This window comes from Phytohalomonas tamaricis (genome assembly GCF_003012345.1).
GTDB lineage: Bacteria > Pseudomonadota > Gammaproteobacteria > Pseudomonadales > Halomonadaceae > Phytohalomonas > Phytohalomonas tamaricis.
Genome location: NZ_PVRV01000019.1, coordinates 343130 through 366415, shown reverse-complemented (window position 1 = coordinate 366415; position 23286 = coordinate 343130). Strand labels below are relative to the sequence as shown.

General features: G+C 58.7%; 25 protein-coding genes. 13 read left to right on the top strand and 12 right to left on the bottom strand.

From position 1 onward, the window contains the following. Positions 1-99 precede the first annotated feature (99 nt). The gene (locus C3Z11_RS03660) at positions 100-1011 is read right to left on the bottom strand and encodes a LysR family transcriptional regulator (protein ID WP_106476381.1); all 912 of its coding nucleotides are present in this window, start codon (positions 1009-1011) and stop codon (positions 100-102) included. 117 nt (positions 1012-1128) lie between these two features. On the opposite strand from C3Z11_RS03660, the gene mdlC reads away from it, so the two are divergent. The 3 genes from mdlC (at position 1129) to C3Z11_RS03645 (ending at position 5505) form a co-directional block, all read left to right on the top strand. Further along, the gene (mdlC, locus tag C3Z11_RS03655; RefSeq protein WP_106476379.1) at positions 1129-2721 is read left to right on the top strand and encodes a benzoylformate decarboxylase; all 1593 of its coding nucleotides are present in this window, start codon (positions 1129-1131) and stop codon (positions 2719-2721) included. 128 nt (positions 2722-2849) lie between these two features. After that, positions 2850-4301, top strand: a complete 1452-nt coding sequence (locus C3Z11_RS03650; protein WP_106476377.1) for an aldehyde dehydrogenase — start codon at positions 2850-2852, stop codon at positions 4299-4301. A 196-nt stretch (positions 4302-4497) separates the two neighbouring features. After that, on the top strand, positions 4498-5505 hold the full coding sequence (locus tag C3Z11_RS03645; protein WP_106476375.1) for an alpha/beta fold hydrolase: 1008 nt from the start codon (positions 4498-4500) through the stop codon (positions 5503-5505). 191 nt (positions 5506-5696) lie between these two features. Here the strand turns inward: C3Z11_RS03645 and C3Z11_RS03640 are convergent, their stop codons facing one another. Continuing rightward, positions 5697-5912, bottom strand: a complete 216-nt coding sequence (locus tag C3Z11_RS03640) for a hypothetical protein (protein ID WP_106476373.1) — start codon at positions 5910-5912, stop codon at positions 5697-5699. Between the two features lie 96 nt (positions 5913-6008). After that, a complete protein-coding gene (locus C3Z11_RS03635) occupies positions 6009-6755 on the bottom strand; it encodes an NADPH-dependent oxidoreductase (RefSeq protein ID WP_106476371.1) in 747 nt (248 codons plus the stop codon). 85 nt (positions 6756-6840) lie between these two features. On the opposite strand from C3Z11_RS03635, the gene C3Z11_RS03630 reads away from it, so the two are divergent. Then, positions 6841-7281, top strand: a complete 441-nt coding sequence (locus C3Z11_RS03630) for a GNAT family N-acetyltransferase (protein ID WP_106476369.1) — start codon at positions 6841-6843, stop codon at positions 7279-7281. 11 nt (positions 7282-7292) lie between these two features. Here C3Z11_RS03630 and nikR read toward each other — a convergent pair whose 3' ends face one another. Then, on the bottom strand, positions 7293-7781 hold the full coding sequence (gene nikR, locus C3Z11_RS03625; RefSeq protein ID WP_106476367.1) for a nickel-responsive transcriptional regulator NikR: 489 nt from the start codon (positions 7779-7781) through the stop codon (positions 7293-7295). Positions 7782-7882: 101 nt separating this feature from the next. Between nikR and nikA the strand changes: the two genes are divergently transcribed. Genes nikA through nikE form a run of 5 tightly spaced genes read left to right on the top strand, consistent with a single transcriptional unit; the run spans position 7883 to position 13024 of the window. Next, positions 7883-9484 (top strand): nickel ABC transporter substrate-binding protein, encoded by a 1602-nt coding sequence (gene nikA / locus C3Z11_RS03620; protein WP_262927214.1) that lies wholly within the window; start codon positions 7883-7885, stop codon positions 9482-9484. Between the two features lie 22 nt (positions 9485-9506). Further along, a complete protein-coding gene (nikB, locus tag C3Z11_RS03615; protein WP_106476365.1) occupies positions 9507-10484 on the top strand; it encodes a nickel ABC transporter permease subunit NikB in 978 nt (325 codons plus the stop codon). Continuing rightward, positions 10481-11359: a nickel ABC transporter permease subunit NikC gene (gene nikC / locus C3Z11_RS03610; protein ID WP_106476363.1), complete on the top strand. Its 879-nt coding sequence runs from the start codon at positions 10481-10483 to the stop codon at positions 11357-11359. Before nikB ends, nikC begins: the two co-directional genes overlap by 4 nt. Positions 11360-11414: 55 nt before the next feature. Continuing rightward, on the top strand, positions 11415-12218 hold the full coding sequence (locus C3Z11_RS03605; protein WP_106476361.1) for an ATP-binding cassette domain-containing protein: 804 nt from the start codon (positions 11415-11417) through the stop codon (positions 12216-12218). After that, positions 12215-13024: a nickel import ATP-binding protein NikE gene (nikE, locus tag C3Z11_RS03600; RefSeq protein ID WP_106476359.1), complete on the top strand. Its 810-nt coding sequence runs from the start codon at positions 12215-12217 to the stop codon at positions 13022-13024. The genes C3Z11_RS03605 and nikE overlap by 4 nt, the downstream gene beginning before the upstream one ends. Positions 13025-13043: 19 nt before the next feature. On the opposite strand, the gene C3Z11_RS03595 is transcribed toward nikE, so the two are convergent. From C3Z11_RS03595 to C3Z11_RS03585, 3 genes are all read right to left on the bottom strand, one after another. Continuing rightward, the gene (locus tag C3Z11_RS03595) at positions 13044-13283 is read right to left on the bottom strand and encodes a hypothetical protein (RefSeq protein ID WP_106476357.1); all 240 of its coding nucleotides are present in this window, start codon (positions 13281-13283) and stop codon (positions 13044-13046) included. 315 nt (positions 13284-13598) lie between these two features. Further along, a complete protein-coding gene (locus C3Z11_RS03590; protein WP_106476355.1) occupies positions 13599-14108 on the bottom strand; it encodes a hypothetical protein in 510 nt (169 codons plus the stop codon). A gap of 286 nt (positions 14109-14394) precedes the next feature. After that, positions 14395-15348, bottom strand: coding sequence for an aldo/keto reductase (locus C3Z11_RS03585; RefSeq protein ID WP_106476353.1), 954 nt, complete (start codon positions 15346-15348; stop codon positions 14395-14397). A 215-nt stretch (positions 15349-15563) separates the two neighbouring features. Here C3Z11_RS03585 and C3Z11_RS03580 point away from each other — a divergent pair, with 215 nt between their 5' ends. After that, complete coding sequence (locus C3Z11_RS03580; protein ID WP_106476351.1) at positions 15564-15857, top strand: hypothetical protein; 294 nt, start codon at positions 15564-15566, stop codon at positions 15855-15857. A gap of 88 nt (positions 15858-15945) precedes the next feature. Here the strand turns inward: C3Z11_RS03580 and C3Z11_RS03575 are convergent, their stop codons facing one another. The 3 genes from C3Z11_RS03575 to C3Z11_RS03565 form a co-directional block, all read right to left on the bottom strand. Next, positions 15946-16530: a YceI family protein gene (locus C3Z11_RS03575; protein ID WP_106476349.1), complete on the bottom strand. Its 585-nt coding sequence runs from the start codon at positions 16528-16530 to the stop codon at positions 15946-15948. A gap of 56 nt (positions 16531-16586) precedes the next feature. Next, the gene (locus tag C3Z11_RS03570; protein WP_106476347.1) at positions 16587-17135 is read right to left on the bottom strand and encodes a cytochrome b; all 549 of its coding nucleotides are present in this window, start codon (positions 17133-17135) and stop codon (positions 16587-16589) included. A gap of 247 nt (positions 17136-17382) precedes the next feature. Continuing rightward, complete coding sequence (locus tag C3Z11_RS03565) at positions 17383-17784, bottom strand: phosphate-starvation-inducible PsiE family protein (protein ID WP_106476345.1); 402 nt, start codon at positions 17782-17784, stop codon at positions 17383-17385. A gap of 336 nt (positions 17785-18120) precedes the next feature. On the opposite strand from C3Z11_RS03565, the gene thpD reads away from it, so the two are divergent. The 3 genes from thpD to C3Z11_RS03550 all read left to right on the top strand — a co-directional run bounded on the left by thpD (position 18121) and on the right by C3Z11_RS03550 (position 20432). Further along, complete coding sequence (thpD, locus tag C3Z11_RS03560; RefSeq protein WP_106476343.1) at positions 18121-19080, top strand: ectoine hydroxylase; 960 nt, start codon at positions 18121-18123, stop codon at positions 19078-19080. A gap of 151 nt (positions 19081-19231) precedes the next feature. Next, positions 19232-19897 carry a fumarylacetoacetate hydrolase family protein gene (locus tag C3Z11_RS03555; protein ID WP_106476341.1) on the top strand — a complete coding sequence of 222 codons (666 nt, stop codon included), beginning with the start codon at positions 19232-19234 and terminating at the stop codon, positions 19895-19897. Positions 19898-19991: 94 nt separating this feature from the next. After that, complete coding sequence (locus C3Z11_RS03550; RefSeq protein ID WP_106476339.1) at positions 19992-20432, top strand: septal ring lytic transglycosylase RlpA family protein; 441 nt, start codon at positions 19992-19994, stop codon at positions 20430-20432. A 112-nt stretch (positions 20433-20544) separates the two neighbouring features. Here C3Z11_RS03550 and speA read toward each other — a convergent pair whose 3' ends face one another. After that, the gene (gene speA / locus C3Z11_RS03545; RefSeq protein ID WP_106476337.1) at positions 20545-22473 is read right to left on the bottom strand and encodes a biosynthetic arginine decarboxylase; all 1929 of its coding nucleotides are present in this window, start codon (positions 22471-22473) and stop codon (positions 20545-20547) included. A gap of 160 nt (positions 22474-22633) precedes the next feature. After that, positions 22634-23251, bottom strand: a complete 618-nt coding sequence (locus tag C3Z11_RS03540) for a hypothetical protein (protein WP_106476335.1) — start codon at positions 23249-23251, stop codon at positions 22634-22636. Positions 23252-23286: the final 35 nt, after the last annotated feature.

Below are 23286 nucleotides of genomic sequence, written 5' to 3'. Positions count from 1 at the left end.
GTATGCACAGCACGGTTGAAAGCAGCTATTTCGCGAGTGGCGAAGTGACTGTAGAAGATATGCACCATCATGGAGGCGCCCGGTAGGCATCACAAGGCGCTACGTCAGATCCGCTGTGTTGCTCGCGACTGCCTTGATGATGCTGTCGCAGAACCAGCGCTGAGGCGCTGAGTCGCCGCCATGGGTTTGCCAGTAAAGCGCTACCTCGAAGGTTGGCACCGCAAAGGGCAACTCCAGCACCTTGAGACGGGCTTGCGCGGCAAATGACGTGGCGATCTGCACCGGCAAGATGACGAGCAGATCGGTGCCCTCGATGAGGCGAGGCAGAATCGAAAAATGAGGCACCACCAGACTGATCTTGCGCTGGATTCCCATCTCGCTGAGCACTTCTTCAGCCAGACCATGGCCGGCAGTCGGAGCCACCACGGCATGCTTTTGCGCCACGAACTGCTCAAGGCTCAGATGATCGCCGATGGTGGTGTGATCGCGATTGAGCAGGCAGACGTAGCGCTCGCAAACGATCACTCGTCGTTCCACCCCCGGGCCGGTAATCGGACGGCTGCAGATCATCGCGTCGATCTTGCCGGTGGCCAGCCACTGCGTCACCTTGTCGATCTCCAGCGGCCAGACTTCCAGCTCGATCAGCGGCGCCTGAGCATGAAGCGCTTGCATAATCGATGGCAGTAGCGACATCTCGCCCAGATCGGTCAGCGCCAGGCGAAAGCGTTTTTCCGAGCGCGCCGGGTCGAAGTGGTGATGGCTGTCGATGGCGTTCTCGATACGCGCCAGCGCCTCCTGGAAGGTGGCATAGAATTGGGTCGCGGCAAAGGTCGGCGCCATGCCGTTACGGGTGCGCGTAAACAAAGGATCATTAAGCAGCACGCGCAGTCGCGATAGCGCATAGCTGACTGATGGCTGGGTCACATGCAGGCGCTCTGCCGCGGCGGTGACGCTGCGCGTGTGATAGAGCGTGACGAAGGTGCGAATCAGATTAAGGTCGATGTGCGGCATAGGCATGCGTTACCAATATAAGCCAGTTTTATTTTAGATAGAAAAACTATTGATTTGTTCAATTGTAGCGAAGCGCTTAGCGTGGCATGAATGCAACCAAAAGAGGGTACGCCTAAGATGCCGACCGTTCATTCTGCAACCTATCAGCTGCTGCGCCATCAGGGGCTGACCACTGTATTCGGCAACCCCGGGTCCAATGAGCTGCCGTTTCTGAAGAACTTTCCCGAAGACTTTCGCTACATTCTTGGCCTGCATGAAGGTGTGGTGGTCGGCATGGCTGACGGCTTCGCGCTAGCCAGCGGCAAGCCAGCGCTGGTCAATCTCCACGCTGCGGCGGGCTCCGGCAATGCCATGGGCGCGCTGACCAACGCCTGGTATTCCCATTCGCCGCTGGTGCTGACCGCCGGTCAACAGGCGCGTGAGATGATGGGTGTCGAGTCGATGCTGGCCAACGTCGACGCGCCGCAGCTGCCGCGACCGCTGGTCAAGTGGAGCTACGAGCCATCCTGCCCGCAGGATGTGCCGCGTGCGCTGAGTCAGGCGATTCATACCGCCAACCTGCCAGCACGCGGCCCGGTCTATGTGTCGATCCCGCATGACGACTGGGCACGCGAAGTCAGTGATGAAACAGCGTTACTAAGTGAGCGCGAGGTCGCCAGTGCCGGATTGCCGTCCGAGGAGCAGCTCGACGCGTTGGCCAAGCAGCTCAACGGTGCCGCGAATCCGGTGCTGGTGCTCGGCCCCGATGTCGACGCCTATCGCGCCAACGCACTGGCTGTGGCGCTGGCCGAGCGGCTGCGAATGCCGGTATGGGTCGCGCCGTCGGCGTCGCGCTGCCCATTTCCGACCCGCCATGCCTGCTTCCGCGGTGTGCTGCCGGCGGCAATACAGGGCATCACCAGCCTGTTCGAAGGCCACGATCTGATCGTCGTGATCGGCGCGCCGGTGTTCCGTTACCACCAGTACGCACCGGGCCGCTATCTGCCCGACGGGGCGCGCCTGATTCACTTGACCTGCGACTACCAGGAGGCGGCGCGGGCGCCAATGGGAGACGCACTGATCGGCGATATCGCCGCGATGCTCAAGAACGTGCTGGAGCGTGTCACGCAGAGCGAACGCGCCATGCCCGAGGCTCTGCCTCTGCCCGAACCGCAGCGTGACCCGGAGGGCATGCTGACGCCGGAGACGGTATTCGATGTGATGAATGCGTTGGCGCCCGAAGATGCCATCTACGTCAAGGAGTCTACTTCGACCACTACCGCCTTCTGGCAGCGGGTCGAGATGAAACTCCCCGGCAGCTATTTCTTCCCTGCCGCCGGCGGGCTCGGCTTCGGCCTGCCCGCTGCGGTGGGGGTACAGTTGGCCCAGCCCGAACGGCGTGTGATCGGGGTGATCGGCGACGGCTCGGCCAATTACGCGATTACCGCACTGTGGAGCGCCGCCCAGTACCAGATACCGGTGGTGTTTGTGATCCTCAAGAACGGCACCTACGGCGCGCTGCGCTGGTTCTCGCGCATGCTCAAGGCCGAAGACGCGCCAGGGCTTGACGTGCCGGGCCTCGACTTCTGCGCCATTGCCAAGGGCTACGGCGTCGACGCGGTGGCGGTTGACAGCCGCGAAGCATTCGAGCGTGCCTTGTCCGCCGCGCTGGCCGATACCTCCAAGCCAACCCTGATCGAGGTACCGACCACGACAATCGAGCCGCACTGACAATGTAAAAACGATGCGAACAAAAGTTCGTTAAACGAAATGGCAATTGCGATGATGGCGCGTTTCAGGGAAAACAGAACGCTTGGTTCTCTCATCTGTACCGTTGATCATCCTACGAGGAACGCCGTATGCATACGCTGGAACTCTTAATAGCCGGGCAGGCTTGTCCGGCGGCGGGCGGCAAGACCTTCACCCGTAATAATCCGCTCAGTGGTGAGGCGGTGACCCAAGCTGCTGCGGCCACTGTTGCCGATGCCGAGCGTGCTGCCGAAGCGGCACAGGCCGCCTTTCCCGCCTGGTCAGCACTTGGCCCTGGTGAACGGCGCGCCAGGCTGCTCAAGGCCGCCGACACGATGGAGGCGCACCAGGCCGAATTCACCACATTGATGGTCGACGAGACCGGCGCTACGCCGGGCTGGGCCGGCTTCAACGTGACGATCGCCGCATCGATGCTGCGCGAGGCGGCGGCGCTGACCACCCAGATTGGTGGTGAAGTGATCCCGTCCGACGTGCCCGACAGTCTGGCGATGGGCGTACGCGTGCCATGCGGCGTGGTGCTGGGTATTGCGCCGTGGAACGCGCCGGTCATTTTGGGCACGCGAGCCATCGCGACCGCGCTGGCCTGCGGCAACACCGTGGTCCTCAAGGCCTCCGAGCAGTGCCCTGCCACCCACCACCTGATCGGCCGCGTACTCAACGAGGCCGGACTGGGCGACGGCGTAGTCAATATCATCACCAACGCCCCCGAACAGGCCGGCGAGGTGGTCGGCGCGTTGATCGATCATCCCGCAGTACGACGCATCAACTTCACTGGTTCGACCCAGGTCGGTCGGATCATCGCTGAGCGCGCGGCGCATCAGCTCAAGCCGGTGTTACTTGAACTGGGTGGCAAGGCGCCGTTTGTGGTGCTTGAAGATGCCGATCTTGACGCCGCCGTCGACGCGGCAGCCTTTGGTGCCTTTTTCAATCAGGGTCAGATCTGCATGTCCACCGAGCGGCTGGTGGTGGTCGATGCAGTGGCCGATATCTTCGCCGAGAAATTGGCCCAGAAGGCGAAAAGCCTGCGCGCCGGTGACCCGCGCGATGAAAGCGTAGCGCTCGGCACGCTGGTCAATCGGGAGTCGGTGACCAAGCTCAACGCGCTGATCGACGATGCCGTCGGCAAGGGCGCACGGCTGGCCAGCGGTGGCCCGGCCGACAGTGTAGTAATGCAGCCGACCCTCATCGACGGCGTGACCAAGGAGATGCGGCTTTACAGTGAGGAGTCGTTCGGCCCAGTGGTGGCGATGGTGCGAGTCAAGGACGAGGAGGAAGCGATCAACGTCGCCAACGACAGTGAATACGGTCTGTCGGCGGCGGTGTTCAGCCGCGATCTTGCCCGTGCAATGAATGTGGCCAAGCGGATCGAATCGGGCATCTGTCACATCAATGCACCGACCGTGCACGACGAGCCGCAGATGCCGTTCGGTGGGGTCAAGTCGAGCGGTTATGGGCGCTTCGGCGGCAAGGCGGGGATTGCCGAGTTCACCGAGTTGCGCTGGATGACGGTGCAGACCGGGCCGCGTCATTACCCTTTCTGACCCACGCTATTTCAAACGCGTTCCGGCGCATCCAGGGAGGCCACGTTGCAGGCGTAAGCGACGTGGCCTCCTTGCGTATCGATAGTCGAAGTCTATGCTTGGGTAATGATCAGGAAATAATGCATAACACGCGTTGTGCATGAACGGATGATGTCCCTACAGTCATGTCGATGGCTTTCAAGACTCAGGAATCGTTATGGATAACAAGCGCTCTCGTAAGCCCCGCAATTTTGGCCGGCTGGCCATTTTCGGTACAGCCGCCTGGATGGCCTATGCCGCCTTTCAAAAAAAGCAGGCACTCAAGGCGCGCCGTTCGAGCAGTTCCATGCCGGTCGCTCCCGAGCTGTCACGCAGTGCCATGATCGATGGCATCCTGATGCGCTGGGAGGAGCACGGTAAGCGGGATTCCAGTCAACCACCGGTGATCATGGTGCATGGCATCCCCACCAATCCGCGTATCTGGCGGTATGTGATTCCCCACCTGACCAGTACGGGGACGCAGTGTCTTGCCTGGGAACTGGTCGGCTTCGGCTGGTCAATTGATGAGGGCCTAGGACGCGATATTTCCATCCCCAAACAGGCTGAATACCTGGCCGCCTGGTTGAAGGCGCAGGGCATCGAGCGTGCCGTGTTCGTCGGCCACGATGTCGGCGGCGGTGTGGTGCAGGCGCTGCTGGCGGCGCGGCCGGAGCTGTTCGCCGGGCTGGTACTGACCGATGTGGTCGCGTTCGATAATTGGCCGGTCGCGGCAATGAAAACGGCGCGTCAGTTCAACTGGGCAATCGACAAGCTGCCACCGGCGATGCTCAAGCCAATTTTCCATGCGGGCCTCAGCGAGCTGGGCCATGACGATGCCCGACGGGGCGCTGAGTCGGCGGCGTTGCTGTGGGAGCCGTATGCACGCCCAACTGGTGCTGCAGGTTTTGCCAACCAGGCACGCCATATGAGCGCCAAGGATACGTTGGCTGCGGCCGCGCATTTGCCCAATCGGGACGATCTGCCTGTACGGATTGTCTGGGGCGAAGACGACCCGCTGGATATCGCTTCAGCCGAACGGCTAGCGACGCTGCTTTCCGCACCGCCGGTCCGACGTATTCCCGGTGCGCGTCACTTCAATCCCGAGGATCATCCCGATATCGTGGCCGATGAAATTCGCAGCGTGCTCGGTGAGATCCATTCAGGGCCGCTGGTGGAGCGCTCGTAAATTCCCCTCTGTTAGGCCGGCGGATGCGTCATTACTCGTCGCAGCCCGCAGGCCCGACGGGCAAGTGGCGCATCCCCCTCGTTACTGATGACACCTACAAGCCGCATGGCGTGTATCAAGCGGCTTGTTAATCGTCTGGTCAAAACAGAACCGCCCTGACGGAGCAGGGCGGGGCACAGGTTGCAATGACACTACTTAATGCGTTTTTTCACTTCTCGCGCAACCTTGTCGACCGCAGCACTTTTACCTGAATTGCGGGTACCTGAATTACGGGACGGCGCGTTGCCGTGGCCGGCGCCAGGCCGCGCGCCTTCGGCGCCTGGCTTGGTGGTGCCGCCGGTCTTTGGGCCGGTGGCGTTTTTGACGGCATTGGTGGCTTTATTGATGGTCTTGTCGAGTTTGGACATGGCGAACGCTCCTGTAGGGCGACAGTTTGAAGCTAGCAGTACGTATAAAAAGTGCTTCATCGACCTAAGTCGCAGTGAGCGCTAAACGAAAGACTATCAACGGGTAAAGGTGAACCCTTGGCGGGCTAGCGCGTCCTTGACCTTGGGGAAATAGTTGCGGCGGTAGTAGCCGGAAATACTTACCGACCAGCTATCACCATCGGTGCGGCCGGTGGTACGCCAATGTTCAAGCAGCGTCTCGTTGTAGCGTTTGATCGCGGCACGCATTTCATCGCCATTGAGTGAATAGCGCTCATTGTGCCAATAAGTCTCAAGCGGCAGACGCGGCTTGACTGGTGTGACGCCCTCAGGATGGCCGACACTCAGCCCGACCAGCGGAAAGGTCAGGTGCGGCAATTCGAGCAATTCGATCATCTCCGCTGGGCTTCTGCGGATGCCGCCAATCGAGACGGAGCCGAGCCCGAATGAGCGCGCCGCGGTAGACAGTGTCGCCAGGGTGATGCCGGCATCGACAGAGGTCACCAATACCGCTTCGGCGGTGTCCTGCACTACCTGCTCTTCACCGGCAAGTTCCATGCCGAGTTGGGTCTTTGATAGATCGGCGACCAGGCAGATGAATACAGGCGCCTTGGCGATCCACGCCTGACCACCGGCGAGTTCGGCAATCCTGGCGCGTCGCGCCGGGTCGCGTACTACTACCAGACTAATCTGCTGGCCATTGATCGAGGTCGGTGCGGCCTGGGCGCTTTTGACTATCTCGGTCAGGATAGCCTCATCGACCGGTTGATCGCTGAAGCTGCGCTGGCTGAAGTGGCTCTGTAGCAATTCGATGGTGTCGTTCATATAAGGCGCTCAATGATAGAAATGAGCACTATATTAGCCTGCTATCTATTTTTTGCGAAGCACGTGCAGCAGGAGATGTGTTGGCATGGCGAGCATTCGTGCCTATCAACAAGATGATCAGGACCGCCTGGTCGAGATCTGGCTGGCAGCGTCGCGCGTCGGCCATCCTTTCCTCGGAATTGACGAGCTGGTAGCCAAAAGCGGTGAGCTGCGCCACGTCTATCTTCCCAACGCCGAGAACTGGGTCGCCGAGCACGACGACGAGATCGTCGGCTTCATTGGCATGATCGCAGGCTACATTGGCGGCCTGTTCGTCGATCCGTGCTGGCATGGTTGTGGGATAGGCCGTGCGCTGGTCATGTATGCCTATGCACTAAAAGGCGTGTTGACGCTTGAGGTCTACTCTGCCAATCAGGGCGCGGTGGCGTTTTATACGCGGCTCGGTTTCGTCGTGACCCGACGCCGGCCGCGTGATGATCAGGGTCGCCCGCTTGAAGTGATCGAGATGACGCTGACGCGTGCATGAGCGTGGCGCGTTCAGCCGCCGCTCTTGACGTGCAGGTGTTCGTGGGGCACGGCGTGACCGTGATGGCCATGTTCACCGTGACTGTGGGTTTCGACTCGGGTCTCGGTCGGTACCATGAATACCTTGCCGTGGCGCACCCCACGTTCGGCGATGACACGCTCGGTAAGCCCGCGCACCGACTGAACGTCGCCCTTGAGCACCGAAATTTCCATGCAACTGTCATGGTCGAGATGAACGTGCAGGGTGGTGTGGGAGAGCTCATGGTGGTCGTGAAAGATATTGGCCAGTCGCCGAGTCAGCTCGCGGGCGGCGTGGTCGTAGACGTACACCAGTGTGGCGATGCAACTGCCGCTCATTTCCCGTTCGCGTTTCGATTCGAGCAGTCCGGCGCGTGCCAGATCGCGAATCGCCTCGGAGCGTCCCTGGTAGCCGTGCGTCGCTACCCGCTCATCGATAGCCTTCATCAAGTCATCGTCGAGGGTGATGGTTACTCGCTGCATTGCGCTCCGTCCCGTTGGGTATGATCTTTTTGCCTAGACATCATACTATCGGCCCGTTAGGCTTTGAGGCCATTCTTTTTTGATTCCCTCGGAGCACATCAATGGCGCGGGCGTGCACGCTTTTGACCGGTCTGGCAATGACAATAGTGAGCCTGACGCTGGGTGCAATGACGCTGGGTATCAGCCCGCCCGCACGAGCGGCGCAGGACGCGGCACGAATCCTAACTTATTCGTGGCCGAGTAACGCAGGCCCCCTCGACCCGCAGGGCTATGGCGCCAATCAGATGTATGCCCAGGCGATGCTCTACGAGCCGCTGGTGCGCTACCGCGCTGACGGCACCATCGCGCCGTGGCTGGCGACGGCGTGGCAGATTTCCGCCGATGGCAAACGCTATACCTTCACACTGCGCGATGACGTCACCTTCTCAGATGGCACGCCGTTCGACGCTGCGGCGGTCAAGGCCAACATTGTCGCGGTGCTGGCTAACCGCAAGCACCACGACTGGCTCGAACTGGTGGCCCAGATCGATCGCGCCGAGGTGGTCGATGAGCATACCGTCAGGCTGGTGCTCAAGCACGCTTACTACCCGACGCTGCAGGAGCTGGCGCTGATCCGTCCGCTGCGTTTCGCCTCGCCCAAGGTGCTGGAGGCGGACGGCCACGTCAGCGCGCCGGTCGGTACCGGGCCGTGGCAGCTGGCCGAGTCGCGGCGTGGCGAATTTGATCTGTTTACGCGTAACCCGCATTACTGGGGGCCAAAGCCGGCTTATGAGGCGGTCAAGGTCAAGGTGATCGGCGATGCCAATACTCGGGCCATCGCACTGCAGACCGGCCAGATCGATCTGGTTCAGGGCGCCGACGGGCAGATTTCCGCTGATACCTTTGAGCGCTTCAAGGCGAGTGGCCAGTTCAAGACGGCCGTTTCGCCGCCACTGGCGACGCGAGTGCTGACGCTGAACTCGAAGCGCGCCCCGACCCGTGATCTTGCCGTACGCCAGGCAATCGAGCATGCCATCGACAAGGACTCCATCGTCGCCAAGCTGCTCTACGGTCTCGAACCGCGTGCCGATACCCTGTTCGCGCCTAGCTTCCCCTACGCCGATCTCGGTCTTGCGCCCTACCGCTATGACCCGGTCGAGGCCGAGCGTCTGCTTGAGGCGGACGGCTGGATGCGCGGCGCTGACGGTATCCGCCACAAGGACGGCCAGCCGCTCGAGATCGGCTTTTACTTCGTGGGTAGCGATGCCCAGCAGAAGGCGATTGCTGAGGTTGTCCAGGCTGAGCTCAAGCGGGTCGGGATTGATGTCAGGCTGGCGGGTGAAGAGGCCAACTCGATCAGTGCGCGCCAGAAAAGCGGTGAGTTCGGCATGGTGTTCAGCGAGACCTGGGGCGCGCCATACGATCCACACTCCTATGTCAGCTCGATGCGGGCGCCGTCCCACGCTGATTATCAGGCCCAACTCGGCCTGCCGATGAAGGCGAAACTTGATCGCGAGATTGGTGAGGTGCTGACCTCGACGGATGAAGATACGCGTCAGGCACTCTATCGTGACATCCTTACCACGTTGCACCAACAGGCGGTCTACGTGCCGATCTCGTACATCACCGCGATCTCGGTAAGCCGGCCCGGAGTGGCTGGCGTTGGCTTCGGTGCGACGATCAACGAGATTCCATTCGAACAGATGCATCCGGCCACGCCGTAACCAAGAGCAACGGAGAACAATCATGTTGCGTTTCATCGTCGGCCGTCTGCTGTTGATCCCCCCGCTGATGCTGATTGTCTCAGTGGTGGTATTCCTGCTGCTGCGACTCGGCCGTGGCGACCCGGCGCTTGATTATCTGCGTCTGTCACAGATTCCGCCCACCGACAGTGCTGTGGCCGAGGCTCATGCCCTGCTGGGGCTCGATCGTCCGGTACCGGAGCAGTATCTGCACTGGTTGTGGCAGTCGCTGCATCTCGATTTCGGCACCTCCTTTGTCACGGGCCGCCCGGTGCTCGACGAGATTCTTCACTATCTGCCGGCAACGCTGCAGCTTGGCGGTGTCGCGCTCCTGTTGACCCTTTTCATCGGCGTGCCGCTGGGCATCTGGTCGGCGCATCATCGCGACCGTATCCCTGACTATCTGGTGCGTACCCTGTCATTCATCGGCGTGTCGGTACCCAACTTCTGGCTCGGTTTCCTGCTGGTGCTGTGCTTTTCGGTGTGGTTGAACTGGCTGCCGCCGCTGGGTCGCGGCGGTGTTGCTCACATGGTGATGCCGGCGCTGGCCATCTCGGCAATGACAACGGCAATCAATGCTCGGCTGCTGCGTGCCAGCATGCTTGAGGTGGCTGGCCAGCGTCATGTGCTTTATGCACGGCTGCGCGGCGTCAGTGAAGTCCAGATCACGCGCCGCCATGTGTTGCGTAATGCGTTGCTGCCCATCGTCACGGCGACCGGTATGTACGTGGGTGAGCTGATTGGTGGCACCTTCGTGATCGAGAGTATCTTTGGCTGGCCGGGGGTGGGGCGTTTTGCGGTTATCGCGATTTACGAGCGCGATTTCCCGGTGCTGCAGTGCTTCACCCTGGTGATGACGCTGATCTTCGTGCTCTGCAACCTGCTGGTCGATATTCTCTACGCCTGGCTCGATCCGCGCATTCGCTACGCCCACGTCGAGCGCGACGTGGAAACAACCGCTAGCCGGGAGGGGGCAGCATGAGCGACGTTTTCGAAACGGCCTCGCCGCTGGCTGTTGCAGGCTCTTCATCGATGCGCCGTCGACCGCAGTTGACGGTGATCATTGGCGCGGTGCTGGTCATCGCGTTGGCTATCATCGCGCTGGCCGCGCCGCTGATCGCGCCCTTTGACCCCAACGCCATCGATATCATGCAGCGACTCGAAGGTAGCAGTGCGATGCACTGGCTCGGCACCGACCATCTCGGTCGCGACATGCTGTCGCGTCTGATCTATGGCGCTCGTGTCTCGCTCGGCGCAGTGGCGGTCATCATCGTTTTGATCCTGGCGCTAGGGATCACCATCGGCGGCATCGCTGGCTTCATCGGCGGGCGCGTCGATCAATGGATCATGCGCGGCTGCGACGCTTTCCTGACCTTCCCGACCTTTGTGCTAGCGATGTTCATGGTCGGCGTGCTCGGCACCGGCATGGCCAACGTGGTGATCGCCATCGCGCTGTCACACTGGGCCTGGTACGCGCGTTTGATACGCGGCCTGGTATTGTCGATGCGCGAGCGCGACTACGTGGCGGCGGCGCGGGTCGCTGGTGCGTCACGGCTGACGATCTTTCGTGAGCACTTGCTGCCTGGCGTGCTGGCGCAGCTGATGATCCTCGCCACCCTCGACATCGGTCACATGATTCTCCACCTCGCCGGGCTCTCCTTTCTCGGTCTGGGTGTGGCGCCGCCGACGGCAGAATGGGGGGTGATGATCAATGATGCTCGTGAGTTCATCTGGACCCAGCCAGGGCTTATGGTATGGCCGGGCATGATGATCTTTGTCACGGTGATGGCCTTCAATCTGCTGGGGGACGCGCTGCGCGACCGGCTTGATCCGACCCAGGCCGAGCAGGGGCACTGATCAATGCCGAAACTACTAACGCAGAATACTGGGTAATGTGGCGAGAGCAGCGAACATGACGGTACGGACACTAAAGCTGAAAGACCTGAGCCTCACCGCACGCGACGGCATACCGCTGGTGCGCGGTGTCGATCTTACTGTCACGGCAGGGCGGGTAACGGCGCTGGTCGGTGCGAGCGGTTCGGGCAAGTCGCTGACGTGTCTGGCGCTGCAGGGCATGGTACCCAGCGGCGTAGTACGTCACGGTGGCCGCGTGCTGCTTGATAGTCACTGTGTCGAGGCCACTGCGCTGCGCGGCCGGCAGCTCGCCACCGTGATGCAGGCGCCACGCAGCGCATTTAACCCGCTGCTGACGATGGCCGATCACGCTCGTGAGACCCTGGCGGTACGCGGTATCAAGGCGGGCGAGGCGCAGGCGCAGATTGATGCGGTCCTCGTCGAGGTTGGATTGAGTCGCGATGTACTGACGCGCTACGCCTTTCAACTCTCCGGCGGCATGTTGCAGCGCATGATGATTGCGCTGGCGTTGCTGTCCGAGGCGCCGTTTCTGATTGCCGACGAGCCGACCACTGATCTCGATCTCGTGCTTCAATCGCGTATTCTTGCTCTGATCGAGCACCTGACGCATGAGCGTGGGCTAGGCGTGCTGTTCGTCACCCATGACATGGGCGTGGTGGCGCGCATCGCCGACGACGTCGCGGTGATGCACGCCGGCCAGATTGTCGAGCGTGGCACAGTGCATGCCCTGTTCGACGCGCCGCAGAGCGTGCCGGGGCAGGCGCTGGTAGCGGCTCATCTATCGCTTTATGAAGAACCGACAGTGGACACGCCGCACTATGCTTCGGAGAGCTGCGTATGACGCTGCTCATCGCCGATGACGTCACCCAGCGCTATGCGAACTCAAGTTTTGACGGTGCATTGGGCGGCGCGGTGCTGCGTAGCGTGACGCTGGCACTCGAACCCGGTGAAAGCGTGGCGCTGGTCGGCGCGAGCGGGGCGGGCAAAAGCACGCTGGGACGGGTGTTGTTGGGGCTGGAGGCGCCGAGCAGCGGCAGCGTGCGCTTTCGCGATAATGATATCGCTGCGCTCCGGGGCGCGGACTATCGCGCCTACCGCCGTGCCGTGCAGGTTGTCTTTCAAGACAGCATGAGTGCGGTCAACCCGCGTCATGACGTGGCACGGATTATCGCCGAGCCGTTGCGTCATCTCTCGACGCTTGCCAAGGCGGCGCGTCGGCAACGTATCAATACGTTGCTTGCCCAGGTGGGGCTAGGGCCTGAAGTGGCGAATAAATTGCCGGGCCAGCTTTCTGGCGGTCAGCTACAGCGGGTTTGCATTGCCCGTGCGTTAGCCGTCGAACCGGCCCTGCTGGTGCTCGACGAGGCGGTATCCAACCTCGATCTGGTCATGCAGATTCAGATTCTTGAGCTACTGGCTGGGCTCAGGCAACGCCTTAATATGGCGATGCTGTTCATTACCCATGACCTGCGTCTGATTCGCCGGCTGTGCGAGCGGGTAGTCGTGATGCACGAGGGGGAAATCGTCGAGGATTGCCCGGCGGCAACGCTGCGTTTTAATCACCCTGCCGCGCGGCGGCTACAGGAGGCGATACTGCCTGCTCGGCCGAATGCCCTTGGAGAAGGAAATCGCGTTAGCCGGGGCTGAACCGCATGTCACTCACAAGTTACTGCTGGAACAGCTTGTTGGTTGGAGCGTTCTGCTCATCGAGCACGATATGAGCATCGATAAGATGTCCTTTGCTGTCATATTCTTCCGGCGTATGAATTGCTTCGATCACAATTCTGGTGACACCTTCATAGCGTACATATTCACCCTGCGTCGGTACGCGCGACAGCGTCTTGATCTTCATCTCATTGAGCGCGTTGGGATTATAGGCCTCTTCGAAACTTATTCTGACTGACATGATGTCGCTGCTCCCGCATTAAAGCTTATGAGCGATGCATTAAATGAATATCCATTGGCGTGTCTGAATTCCCTTTTTATCAACAGAACATGGTGACGTTGATGCATTCGCCATGATGTTAACGTGTCATAGGCCAAACCGATTTTTGGCAAATAACTCTATTGATATCGGGATATTTCAGGGAGGCTTAATGGTGTCAGGAAGATTTTTTCAGGTGAGGCGAAAAGGGGGGGGCGATATGAAGAGAAATGGTTCAGGCTTCCCTGCCTGAGTTGATCGATCATTCATCACTTTATTCCTGCTTGTCTTGTCAGGCTACGGCTCGCGCTCATCGGTCATGGCGCGGATCGTTTCGACTTTCTTGCGCTCCTCCGTGGAGTGTGTCGTTCCAAAGAAGAACTGAATAACGGTTGAAATAATCGTGCCGAGGATGAAGCCGAGCGTGGTATCGGCGAAACGTACGCTATCAGGGTTAATCTGGAAAAAGGTAATGCCGATCATGTAGCTCATCGCGAAAATGGACCATGCGGCGGCAAACCAGTAGGTAAAACTTAACGCTTTTAATCCATTAGTCAGCATAGGGTTGTTCGTCTTCAGGTTGCGTATCATCTCGGCCTGGTGGATCTCCAGCTCCATGTTCTCCAACTTGTTAAAAAGCTCAGGATCTGCAGCCAGGGCGTGTTGTATCGCTTCAGGGTTATCCTCCGTCCCTAATGTATTTGCAAGGACCTGCCCGATAAGCGAGTTGGCGGGGCCCAGCAGGGCCCGGCCAATGGCGGGGTAAGTCGGTGCGATGAACTGCGCAAGTGGTATCCATCTTTTCATTTAAATTATTTCTCACAAAGGCCCCTTTTTAGGGCAGTTGAATGATCCGCTAGATGAAAGCCGGGTGAATTGCGATTGACTGTTTTTGGCTGATGAGGAGAGTATTAATCAGGTAATACTTATGGGGGAAGAGGGCGAAGGTGTCGCTATGAGCTGTACACGGCCATGAGGGCGTGACAATCAGGTTGAATTAATAAACAACCGCTTAAATCAATGATTAAGCGGTTGTTTAAGGCGAACAAACTATTTCATTGGAAATAGTAAAAAAGTATTAATTTTGGCGCGTCTATTCCGTGGCGCTGGCATTGTCGAGCCTGTCAAGAGCAGGTTGGTCCAGTTCCAGTCGTGTTGCCTGAATAAGTTGTTCAAGCTGGCTTTGCGATGTGGCGCTGGCGATGGGCGCAGTAATGGCCGGACGTGATAATAGCCACGCCAGTGATACGGCGGCAGGTGTTGTGTCGTAAGCGTTGGCAACCTCATCAAGGGCTGAGAGGATGCGTTCACCACGGGCATCAAAATACTGGTTAACGAACTGCTCGCGTGCTCGGCCCTTGGCGTCTTCACGAGAACGGTATTTGCCGGTCAGAAAGCCGCTGGCCAGCGAAAAGTAGGGAATCACGCCCAGGCCATATTTCAGACAAATCGCTTCAAGTTCGTGTTCGAACTCATGGCGGTCGTAGAGGTTGTAGTGGGGCTGTAGCGTTGAGTAGCTGGGCAACTCCTTGCGCTGACTGAGTTGGAGCGCTTCATCAAGGCGATCCGCCGAGTAGTTCGATGCGCCGATGGCGCGCACCTTGCCCTGTTCTATCAGGCGCTGATAGGCCTCAAGCGTCTCTTCCAGTGGGGTGTTCTGATCGTCAGTATGCGATTGATAAAGATCGATATAGTCGGTCTGCAGACGCTTGAGCGAATCCTCTACTGCAGCAATGATGTACTCCTTCGATAACCCTTTCCTGCCTTCGCCCATGTCCATGCCGACCTTGGTGGCAAGAACGATGCGGTCACGTTTGCCCGAACGTGCCAGCCACTTACCGATCACGCGCTCTGATTCGCCACCCTGATGCCCTTCGGCCCAGCGCGAGTAGACGTCTGCGGTATCGAGGCAGTCGAATCCGGCATCGAGATAAGCATCGAGCATCGCAAACGACTGCGTTTCATCAAGTGTCCAGCCAAACACGTTGCCGCCGAACACCAGTGGGGCAATATCGATGCTGGACGTCCCGAGTGCTACTTTCTTCATGTGGCCTCCTTGCTATGGATGATCTCTTCCGGGACAGTAGTCCGCAGAACAGATGATTAGCCAAATAAACAACAAAAGCGTAGCTGGCTTTTTAACGTCGATCATTACACGGCCTTCAACAGGAATCGGCATGCAGGCAATGATGAGAAAAGAGCTACACTGAATGATCACTATCATTGACGCCTATCGGCACTACTCACCAGAGGACTGATGCCATGACGATGACACCTGCCGGCTATATCATCGCGTGTGGTTCTGCCATCTACGGGGCTGGCGATACGCTTGAAGCGGCGGCGGCCGATGCCGTTCAATGGATCGATGGCATGGACAGCGCTAATGAACTGTTGACGGAAATTGAGCGCAACAAGGAGTTGGAACGCGGCAGTGACAAAGCCTATGCCATGCAGGCTACACAGGCGCTAATCGACCATTTCCGTGAAAGTGGGGTGGTGCACAGTTGGGGTGAACTGGAGGGTATCGCCTGCTCGGCTGAGGAGGCGTCAACGTAAGGATGTTTTGCTGGCCTGATGTCGCCGCCAGAAAAAACCGCTGACTTTCCGGTCAGCGGTTTTTTGTCATTACGACGTCAAATGCATGCTACTGACGAATACCTTCGAAAGAGATGTAGAGCTTCAACTCCTCAGACGCTGGGCCGAGATGATTGTCGGGGTCGATGTTGAAGTCGGCCAGCTTGAGTGTGGTTTCGCCTTCAAACCCTTGGCGATAGCCGCCCCACGGATCGTCGCCGCCACCAATGTGTTCGACATCAATGGTAATCGGCTTGGTCACGCCATGCAGCGTCAGATTACCTTCAAGCTCGCCCTCATTATTGTCATCATCATCCGGTGTGAACTTGGTCGAAACGAAAGTCGCTTGCGGATATTTCTGAACATTGAGGAATTCATCGCTTTTCAGATGCTTGTCACGCTCGGCATGGTTGGTATCAAGACTAGTCGTATCGACCGTCACGTTGACCTTGGACGCCGTGACGTTATCCGGGTCATAGCTGAAGTTCCCCTCGAAGTCGCGAAACTCACCCAGTAGCCAGGAATAGCCCAGATGCTGGATCTTGAACTGAATAAAGGCGTGCTGGCCTTCGGTATCGATCTTGTAGTCGGCGGCATGGGCCGAGGTGGCCAGGGCAAGCGCGGTCAGGCCAGTGAATAGGGTCTTTTTTAACATGGCTACGTTTCCTTTAAGGTGAAAAGTCGGCGACGTTAGGTCAGGTGGATGATGGATCACGGCCGAGCCTTGACGCCCAGCATCCGCGTCAAGGTATTGGTACGGTCCAGGTAATGATGCTTGAGCGCAAACAGCGCATGGCCGGCGGCTAGTACGATCAGCGCCCAGGCACAGTACCAGTGGGCCGCGCCGGCGATAGTCGCTTGGTCGTTGAACGAGGTGAACAATGCCGGAACACTGAACCAGCCGAAGACTTCAATGCCCTTGCCTTCAGCGGTGGAAATCAGATAGCCCGAAGCCATCACTGCAAACAGCAGCAGATATAACAACAGATGACCGGCTAGCGCGGCGCGCTTTTCATGAGTGTGGCCGTGAGCCAGCGGGGTTGCTGAGCCTATGCGCCACAGTACGCGCAGCCCGGTGACAATCAACAGGGTGATCCCAAAGGATTTATGCCACCAGGGCGCACGATGATACCAACCGTCGTAATACGTCAGTGTGGTCATCCACCAGCCGCTTGCGAACATGCCGATGACAGCCAGTGCGCTGAGCCAGTGCAAGACGATGCTGATGTTTCCCCAATGCTGCGTTGTATTGCGCCACATGATCGTTTCTCTCTGTTGTCCTGCTTATTCGTTTTTAGTGAGGAGATGAACGTCGATACGAAGCAAATTACGAGGGCTGACCCGGCCGGTAAAGTGAAATTAAACTGAGGTGATGTTCGAAAAAAACGTTTTAAGCTGCGATTAAATTAACGTTTGAAACGAACAGAACATATGAAGGTTGCCGTTTTGTCCTGTTCAGGCAAACACAGGCGGGAGTGTGGCGTGGGCCGTTTGAGCCGTTTAGGGATTAATCGTGCTTGGTAGAGTCGTCCTGGGCTGTGGGCCGCGTAAAGGGAAATTTGCGCTGTCCGTAAGAGAGCATCAGGATCGAAATACTCAGAAGCACGATAGCGACAGCGCCGGTAATCAGGTGACTCTCTTCGACTTCCTGCGTTTCTGCCAATAGATGACGAGAAATGCCGATAATTGCGATATAAAGCGGCAGCAGCACCGAAAGCCGGCCTTCATGCCAGTAGATGTGAACCATGCCTACCAGTTCCAGATACATGAAGAGCAAGAGCAGGTCAGCAACCCCAATTTCGCGTGCTTGCCACAGGACCTCCAGCTTGAGAATGACGGCAGCTATGATCGCCAGCAGTATCACGATCAGGCCAATGCGTTCGATCAGGCGGGTCGGATTCAGATTCATGTCATGACTCGGAGAAGGGGGGTTAGACTAAGGTCGCAGCATATCCCATGCAGTATGACGGTCTGCCGAGACGAGACAAGAGAAAGCTGCGAAACCGTACGGGTGGTTAAGATATTTAACAGATGTAAACGTGCCATGTGCCACCGTAGCGGCGCAGCTAATAGAGGTAAATTACCGCTGTCGCCGCGTGTTCGCTGGCTAATCACACGTTATCAAAAGTAGGGTTGTAAATGATGCATAAGCTTCTACGCTGGGGACACTACAAAAAAATTGACCATGTTTGGAGACCCAAGCGGTAGAACGCTACCACTGATCATGAACGTCCGGAGGTAATGGATGGTACAGGTGCACGCTACTAAACGACGCGACTATCAGCGTAACGAGTTCGACAACGAAAATACCGCAATAACCCAACGAGACCCCTATCCGACCCGCCTGCGTGAACCGCTGGAAGAGCCGTGGCTTGCGCGTCAGGAAGAAGTGATCCGCGGCCCCGCTCAGGGACCGCTGAGCCAGGAGCAGCTAGAAAGCTTTGAGCGTGACGGCTTTCTCTTCATCCCCGATTTCATTGATAGCGATGAGATCGCCGACTATACCCGCGAACTCAATGCCCTACTTGAGCGTGACGACTTCCGTGACAAGGATTTCACCATCACCGAGCCGCACAGCGACGAGATACGTTCAATCTTTGCGGTGCATTTCCTCTCGGAGAAGTTTCGTCGCTTGACTGAAGACCCAAGGCTGGTCAAATCGGTCGAACAGCTTATAGGTGAGGATGTTTACGTCCATCAGGCGCGCATCAACTATAAGCCCGGTTTCGAAGGCAAGGGGTTCGACTGGCACTCCGATTTCGAAACCTGGCACGCCGAAGACGGCATGCCGCGCATGAATGCGGTCAGCGCCTCGCTCATTCTTACCGATAATCATGAATTCAACGGCCCATTGATGCTGGTCCCCGGTTCGCACCGCGTGTTCGTACCGTGTCTCGGCGAGACGCCGGACGATAATCACAAGGCGTCGCTCAAGAAGCAGGAACTGGGCGTGCCGAGTCGTGAGGTGATGGAAAAGCTGGTCGCCGAGCACGGCATCCAGGCGCCGAAGGGGCGTGCCGGTGGCTTGTTGCTGTTTGATTGCAATACGCTGCACGGTTCGAACGCCAACATGTCCCCCGATCCGCGCAGTAACATCTTTTTCGTGTTCAACCGCCGTGACAATGCGATGCAGGCGCCGTTTGCCGCCAGTAAACATCGCCCTGATTTCCTCGCGCATACGCCGGACGGTCAGTGGCGTTCGTGACCTTGTTCGCGTGATGCCCGATAGGCGTTGTCAATATAAGCCGGTCGCTACTTTTGGCGGCCGGCTTTTTTAGCGATGTAAAAAAGAGGCGGGTCTATTCGCCCTCTGTCATCGAGACGCTAGACTAGCGTTTCATCCTGAGGAGGTCGTCATGGCATTTACCCTTCGTTTTAGCGACGGAAAGACAGTTGACCATGCGCTGGGCAAGATCGTCTGCGTTGGACGTAACTACGCTGAACATGCCCATGAACTCAACAATCCAGTGCCCGAAACGCCGCTATTATTCATCAAGCCGTCGACCAGCGCGGTAGCGATGGAGGAGGAGATCGTCGTGCCCGTCGAGCGTGGCGACGTTCACTTCGAGACCGAGTTAGCCATTTTAATCGGCCAGCCGCTGACCCGCGCCAGCGAGGCGCAGGCGCGCGAAGCGATCATCGGCATGGGGCTGGCGCTCGACCTGACGCTGCGCGACGTTCAGGCCAGACTCAAGGAAAAGAGCCACCCGTGGGAGCTAGCCAAGGGTTTCGACGGTGCCTGTCCGCTGTCGCACTTCGTGGCGGTCGATGGCCACGCTGTCGATTGGCAGGACGTGCGCTTTTCACTCGATCTCGATGGCGAACCCCGCCAACGTGGTCACAGCAGCGACATGCTATTCCCCGTCGTTGCGCTGATCGCCGAGATAAGCCAAAGCTTTACTCTCAATCCTGGCGATGTGGTGCTGACCGGCACCCCCAAAGGCGTTGGCCCGTTGCCCACTGGCGCGCGCTTGGATCTAGCCATCGAAGGCTATCTCCACGTTGAGAGCCGCACGGTGTGAGGGATGCCTCACTTAAGGCATGTCACACGCCAGCGGCCGGCGGGCATGAGTGGTAGGGTAGAGCGCTTGTCGAGCTTGAGAAGGTGAGCGTGTCATGACTGGGGTGACGTCAATCAGATCTGCCGTAGTGGGCTTGGGTTCTTCATGTTACGCATCATCGCGGCGTGTGGGGCTGTTGGCGCTGGCAGTAGTGGCGCTGTTGCTGACGGGATGTGCGGGGCAGAGCGTCAATAATAACGTGGCGAGCAGCAGTGAAGGGTTGGCCGCCTACTACGGCAAGCAGTACAACGGCCGACGTACGGCCAGCGGTGAGCGTTTCAATGCCGGTGCGATGACAGCGGCCCACCGTACCCTGGCGTTCGGTACACGGGTGCGGGTTACCAACCGCGACAACGGCCGTCAGGTGGTGGTACGCATCAATGATCGCGGTCCGTTCACGAAAGGGCGAATCATCGACTTGTCTCCTGCGGCGGCGCGCCAACTTGACATGATCAAGCGCGGCGTGGTGCCGGTGCGTCTTGACGTGCTCGAGTGACCGGAGACATTGATAACGTCGGCTGCGATAGAAGAGCGTTGGATAAAGTATGGCCCCGGTACGCAAACGCGCCGGGGCCATATTTATGATGAAGGCTTATGGTGAAGGCATGTCAGTGTTCGAGGTAGGTGTACCCTTCAAGCCCCGCTTCGAGTTCCTCAAGGAACATGGCCCGGTCACTTGAAGACAGCTCGCTCCTCAGCATCTGGCGCTTGAAGCGTTCACGCAGTTTATCGACATCAAAGTTGACGTAGCGCAGCACGTTGGCGACGGTATCGCCGAAAATCGGTGTGCCCAGCTTCCACTGGCCATTTTCGTCGAGGCTGGCGTCGATCGAATCGGTATCACCGAACAGGTTATGCAGATCGCCGAGGATTTCCTGATAGGCGCCGACCAGGAACATGCCGAGCAGCTTGTCTTCGTCCTTGTCCCACTCCGGCAGCGGCAGCGTGGTCTCGACACCTTGGCCGTCGACATACTGCTCGATACGGCCGTCAGAGTCACAGGTGATATCCTGAATCACGCCGCGCCGTGTCGGGGGCTGATTGAGGTTGGTTAGCGGGATGACCGGGAATATCTGATCGATACCCCATACGTCTGGCACGGACTGGAACAGTGAGAAGTTGACGAATACCTTGTCGGCGAGCTTCTCGTCGAGCTCATCAAGAATCTCGCGATGGGCACGGTTGCGGGCATTGAGGCGCGTGCGTAGACGCTGGCAAGCCGCGAAGTAGACGGCCTCCGATTCGGCGCGCACATCCAGTGAGGCGGCTCCCATCACGAAGCGGTCCTGAATATCGCTCATTGCCTGCAAAAGGTCATGGTAATACTCGACCAGCAGGCGGGGTTCGGCGGGATCATTGAGCCAGTCAAACGTACGCCACAGCACATCGAGCTGCGGATCACTGCCTTCCTCGCTGCTGCGCACCGGCAGCTCATCAACCTGCTGGCGCTCCTCGTCAATAACGTTGGCGATCAGCACCGCATGATGGGCGGTCATGGCGCGGCCAGACTCGGAAACGATATGCGGGTGGGGCAGGTCATGCAGCTCGCACAGCTGATGGAAGGCCGCAACGACATTGTTGGCATATTCCGCCATCGAATAGTTGATCGAGCAGAAACTGCGCGAGCGGGTGCCTTCATAATCGACGCCCAGACCGCCACCGACATCGACCACGGCGACCGGTGCCCCTGCTTCACGCAGGCTCTGGTAGAAACGAGCGCACTCCTTCAGGCCGCGCTGAATGTCACGTATGTTGGCGATCTGCGAGCCGAGATGGAAATGCACCAGCTGCAGCGCATCAAGCATGTCAGCCTGCTTCAAGCGCTCGACCACACCCAGCACCTGGCCAGCCGTCAGGCCAAACTTGGACTTCTCACCTCCGGTATTCTGCCATTTGCCCTTGCCGATCGACATCAGGCGGGCGCGTACGCCGATACGCGGTGAGACGCCGAGGTTTTTAGCCTCTTCAAGGATGGTTTCGAGCTCGGAATTCTTCTCTACCACCAGATAAACTCGATGGCCAAGCTTCTCGCCCATCAGCGCCAGGCGAACGTATTCACGATCCTTGTAACCGTTGCAGACGATCAGCGATGACGCCTCTGATGATAACGCCAGCACTTCGAGCAGCTCCGGCTTGCTGCCCGCTTCCAGGCCGACACGGCCGCGACCGCGCTCCGGCGTGGCGAGCAGTTCCTCGACTACGCGGCGCTGCTGGTTGACCTTGATAGGGTAAACGGCGGTATAGCTGGCACGGTAATCCACATCGGCAATGGCAGTGTCGAACGCAGCGCAAAGCTGCTCGACGCGATCATGCAGGATGTCGGTAAAGCGGACCAATACCGGTAGACGCAAGCCGGCTTGACGCAGTGCCTTGACCAGCCCCGAGAGCGGAAGCGCAGGACTGCCTGCCTCACCGTGCGGACGAACCACGGCGTGACCGTTGTCATCAACATCGAAATAGCCGCTACCCCACTGATCGATATTGTAGGTGCGACGTGCCTCGACAAGAGAACGGGCATCAGAATAAGTGGACGACATGGCGCGCTCCGAACTGAAAACGACTGAAATTGAAACCAACTGAAGGCAAAGCGCAAGTATGGCGTTGCAACAACCGCATGACTAGCAAGATAAATCTGCCCAAAAGCAGACCGCCCCGAATGGTTAACCATTCGAGGCGGCTTCTAGTATAGACGATAGCTTACAGAAACTGACTCATCAGCGCGAAGCTGCCGAAGGCAAGCGTGCAGGCGGTGAAGATACGCCGCCGGCCGGTAGCGCCAAAGTGAGTGGCCCGCCACAGCGGTGCGGCGAGTACCACCGTAAGCATCATCATCAGGGCTCCCGGACCGAACAGCCAGAGTGCGGGCGTCAGCCACAGTCCACTCTTGATGGCCTTGCGTGGCGTGACGGCGCCACGCACCAGCGGGGCGATGGCACCTAATACACAGGCGATCAGCAGCGTATCAAAAACATCGATATTGCCGGTCAGCGTCAATGCCAGCAGCAGTGTCCATATCCGTGCCGCACGCTGAGCATAGCGACTCATGTAGCCCATGCGGCGCGCGATGCGATAGAAGTGAGCTGCGCCGACAGCTATCGAGAGCGGGAAGCCGATAGCGACGAAGGTGCTTTGATGCTCAAGCGGCTCAAACACGGCCCAGTGCTGCAGCGCGGTCAATGACAGTACGTCTTCAAGTGCCTCGAAGGGCTGCCAGAACGCCAGGGCAAGGCACCAGGCCAACAGCAGAGACAGAGTGTCCCGGTGGCGAGCCAGGATACGGGAAGCAGGGAGAAAACGGGTAAGGCTGAGTGACATAACGTGATCCTCATCGCCAGTGGATCAGCTTACTA